At 81.2% G+C, this 4,391-nt stretch carries 2 protein-coding genes; both read right to left on the reverse strand.

What is annotated here, in order from left to right:
- Positions 1-2,499: ABC transporter permease (locus CCN44_RS38185; RefSeq protein ID WP_244204035.1), on the reverse strand; the 2,499-nt coding region annotated here is incomplete at its 3' end.
- 1 nt (position 2,500) lies between these two features.
- The coding region (locus CCN44_RS38190; protein WP_143650296.1) for an FtsX-like permease family protein at positions 2,501-4,391 on the reverse strand (1,891 nt) is incomplete at its 5' end.

The raw sequence follows: 4,391 nt of genomic DNA on the forward strand, positions 1-4,391 counted from the left end.
GCCGCCCGCGGCGGCCAGGACGGCCTGGGGGAGGGATTCGAGGATCAGCAGGCGGCGGGACTCGGCCCGGGTGAGGCCCATCGTGCGCAAGCGGGCCAGCAGCGCGGCCCGCTCGGGGGCCGCGCGGACGAGGGACAGCAGCAGGGCCAGGACGGCGAAGCCGGCCCCGGTGGCGACCGCCGCCGTGTACACGTGCTCGGCGCCGGACTGGAGGGGCGAGTCGGCGTACCGGGCGCGTTCCTCGGCCCGGACCCGGACGGTGGCCGACGTGCCGACGGCGTGCCGGAGCGCGCCGGCGTCCACGCGGTCGCCGGTCAGCAGCAGGGCGGTGGGGCGGGCCGCCGGGGCGGGCAGGCCCGCGCGGTCCACGACGAGGAAGTCGGCGCCGTGGACGGCGGGGGTGCGGTCGCGGACCAGGGCGATGCGGACGGTGACCGCGCTGCCGTCCGCCAGCCGGACCGGGAAGGGCCGCCGGGTGCCGTACGCGGCGGCCACGGACGGCGAGGCCAGAGCGGGCAGGGGGCGGGCGCGGACCGCGGCCAGGCGGTCGGACGGGAAGGCGCCCAGGGCGGTGTGGGCCGTCAGCCGCGCGTAGCCGCGGGGCTCGACGCCCAGCAGGGGCACCTCGTCCTGGCCGTCCGCCGGTCTGGCCTGGTGGGAGACGGCGACGGGGGTCACCGCGCGCACCCCGGGGACCGCGCGGGCCCGGGCCCGGGCGGCGGCCGGGAGCGGGGCGCTCGCGTCCGCGCGGGCGTCCGCGCCGACGGCGAGCACGGCCGCCCGGTCCCGGGCCGCGGCCACCCCCGCGAGCACCGAGCCGCCGAACGCCGCCGTGGTCAGCGCGGTCAGCAGGGCCAGCAGCGGGAGCACGGCGGAGGCCCGGGTGCGGCCCGCGCGGGCCAGCGCGAGGTGGCCGACCGCGCCGCGCAGCCGCCCGGCGGGGCCGGACAGTCGGCGCAGCAGCAGCGGGTGGAGGCGGAGCAGCAGCAGCGCGGCGATCACGCCGACCAGGACCGGGGCGAGGGCCACCAGCTGGTCGCCGGTGGTGCCGCGCCGGCGCAGGCCGGCCACCGCCCCGGCGGCCAGCACCAGCAGGGTCAGTTCGGCGACCGTGCGGCGCCGGGAGGGCCGTACCGAGGCGATGTCCTCGCGCGGGGCCGTCAGCCGTACCGTGCGGTGGGCGAGGGCGGCGCGCAGCGGGAGCGCGGCGCAGGCGGTGAGGGTGGCCGCCAGGGCGGCGGCGACGGCGGGGGCGACCCGGCCCGCGGGGACCGCGAGCAGGGCAACGGCCAGGCCCAGGGCGCCCGCCGGTACGGCGACCACGGCGGTCTCGGCCAGCAGCCGCCCGGCGAGGCCGGTCAGGGAGGCGCCGCGGGCGCGCAGCAGGGCGAGTTCGGCGCGGCGACGGTCGGCGGCCAGGCCGCCGGTCATGAGCAGGACGACGGCGACGACCGTCGCGGTGCCCGCGGCGGCGACGGCGACCAGCGGGGCGATGCCGGACCGCAGCCGGGAGAAGGCGGCGAGGCCCTCGTCCAGGTCGGTGTCGACGTCGGCGCCCTGGTCGGTGACGGCGCGGGCGCGTTGCAGCGCGGGGCCGGACTCCAGGGCGGCGACGGCCGGCCGCAGCCGGTCCAGGTCGTGGGCGCGCAGGGCGCGCGGGTCGGGTGCGAGATGCCAGTAGCGGGCCGGGTCGGTGCCGGTGCCCAGCAGGGCGGGGGCCGCCTCCGGGGCGAGCAGCAGTGCGCCGAGCCAGTACCGGTCGGGGTCCGGGCCCGGGGTGGGCAGGGTGACCAGGCTGGGGGTGCGCAGCAGCGGGACGGTGGACCAGTAGGCGCCGTCGGGGTCGCGCGGGACGAGGATGCCGGTGACCCGGACGGCGAGCGGCCGGCGGCCGGGCGCCGGGACGTGGATGACCGCGCCCACCTCGATGCGCAGGCTCTCGGCGGTGGCGGCGGTCACGGCGGCCTCCACCTCGGGGGTCGTCGCGTCGACCGGCCGTGCGGCGCGCGGCAGCCGGCCGGTGCGCACGCGCGCGTGCGCGGCCAGGCCGCTCTGTGCGGTCAGCGAGACGCGGGCGGGCAGCCCGGTCGGCCGGGGCAGCCAGGGGTCGGGCACGGCCGGGGTGACGGTGCCGGTGACGCCGTACGCGGACTGGGCGCGGTCCATGGCGAGCGGCTCGCCGATCGTGCCGAGCACCTTCGTGTACTGCCGTTCCAGCGCGGCGGGGCGCAGCGCCGCGGCGCGCCGCCCGGGCGGCAGGCCGAGGTCGGGCTGGGGCGCCGACAGCCGTACGGTGGTGTGCTCGGGGCGGGCCTGCCGGAGCGCCCGGCGCAGGCCCGCGTCCTCGTACCGGTCCACGGCGCGCGGGTAGGCGCCCGCCAGGCAGGCGGTCAGCGCGACCAGCAGCGCCAGCGCGGCGGCGGCGCCGGGCGCGGCCCGCAGCCGGGTCCGCACCCACGGCGCGACCGGGGGCGCCACCGGCTCCCGACGGCGGCCCATCTCACTCACCTCCCGGCGCGCGCAGCGCCGCCGCGGCATCCGCCCGGCGCACGGCGGACACCGCCGCGACCAGCAGCGGTGTCACGGCGACGGCGGCGAGCAGCAGCGCCACCCGCCCGGGCGGGAGCCGGACGAGCAGGTCGGGCACGGGGCGGGTCGCCTCCCCGGTCAGGACGATCAACGGCAGGACGGCCCGGGCCAGCACGGTGCCCAGGCCCAGGCCCACCGCGAGCGCCAGGCCCACCAGCACGGCCTGCTCGGCGGCGACCGTGCGGGCCAGCCGGCGGCGCGGCACGCCGAGCGCGCGCAGCACGGCGAACTCGGCTCGCCGGGCCCGCCCCGCCCCGGCGGCGCCGACCGCGAAGCCGACCGCGGCGAGCGCCGCCGCCACCACGGCCGCCGCCGTGAACGCGGCCTGGGGCCCGGCGCCGAACGGGTCGTCGCGCAGCTCGGCGGCGATCTCGTCGCGGACCACGACCTGCCCCGGCCCCACGTCCGGCAGCGCCCGTACGGCGGCGGCCACGCGGGCGGCGGCGCCGGGTGCGGTGCCGAGCCACCACTCGGTGGGGGTGGCGCTCTCGCCGTACCGGGCCTGGAGCAGCTGGTTCACGGCGCGCAGGTCGAGCAGGACGGCACCGCCGTCGTGTGCGCCGGTGTGCGCCGGGTCGGTGCCGGTGGGCAGCGCCCGGACCGCGCGGACGATCCGCACCGGGACCGTGCGGTCGCCGACGGTGAGGTCGACGCGCTGCCCGGTGCGGGCGCCCGCCGCGGTCAGATAGCGGTCGGTCGCGACGGCCGGCACCTCGGCGGGCGCGGCCCGGGCCACCTGGAACCGGAGGGCGACGGAGGCGACGGTCCAGATGTCGGCGTCCGGGAGGTAGCCGGTGCTGTAGGCGAAGGCGAGCGGGCGGGTGCCGGTGACGGCGGGGCGGGTGGGGCTGGTGGCGGCGCTCGGCACGGCGGCGCCGCCGGTCTCGGCGGTGGTGGTCCACCGGGCGGGCAGCGCGAGCCGGTGCTCGGTCCCGTCCGGGCCGGACGCGGTCAGCCGCTCCAGGACGAGCCGGTGACGCTCGGCGCGCTCGGCGGGCTGGGTGAGGTCGAGGCGCAGCCCGGTGAGGGTGGCGGGTCCGGAGGCGGGGCCGAGGGCGAGAGCGAGGGTGTGCGGGCGGCCGTCGGCGGGCAGCTGCCCGAGCGGCAGCTGGTAGGGCACCCCGTACCGGTCGGCGAGCGTCACCGTCACCGCGGGGGTGGTGCCGGGCCCGGTCGAGCTGTGCAGGCGGGCCGTCAGCGCCAGCCGGGCGGTGCCCGCCGGCACCGCGGCCCCGGCCGGGGCGCCCCGCGGAGCGAGCCGGCCGAGCAGCGGCCGTACCGGTTCGCCGGCCAGGTCGGGGCGCATGAGGACGGTGCCCGCCGCGCGCGCGGTGTCGAGGGCCAGGACGGTCGCCGTACGGTCGCCGGACAGCGGCTGGGCGGCGCGCACGGCCGGGGCGGCCTCGCGGACGTCCGGCAGGCCGGCGTACACGTCCGTACGGCCGAACCCGTCCTCCCCGGCGGCCAGCACCCGCACCGGCACCCCGGCCCGGAAGTCGGCCTGGTCGTCCTGCGAGCGGTCCCAGGAGGCGGCCTGTCCGATCGCGAGCATGCCGAGCGCGACGGCGAGCACCAGCAGCAGCACCGGGCCCGCCCCGCGTGCGGTGCGCCGGCTGAACTGCCAGCCCGCGAGGGCCACGGGCAGCCCCCGCCCGCGGGCCGCCCACCGCTCGGCGACCCGCGCCACGGGAGGCAGCAGGCGCAGGGTGAGGACGGTCCCGGCGAGCAGGGCGAGCGCGGGCGCGGTCACCAGCAGGGGATCGACGCCGAGCGTGCCGATGGGGGTCCCCCCTGCTCGAGCG

The organism is Streptomyces tricolor, assembly GCF_002155905.1.
In the GTDB taxonomy this organism is placed as follows: domain Bacteria; phylum Actinomycetota; class Actinomycetes; order Streptomycetales; family Streptomycetaceae; genus Streptomyces; species Streptomyces tricolor.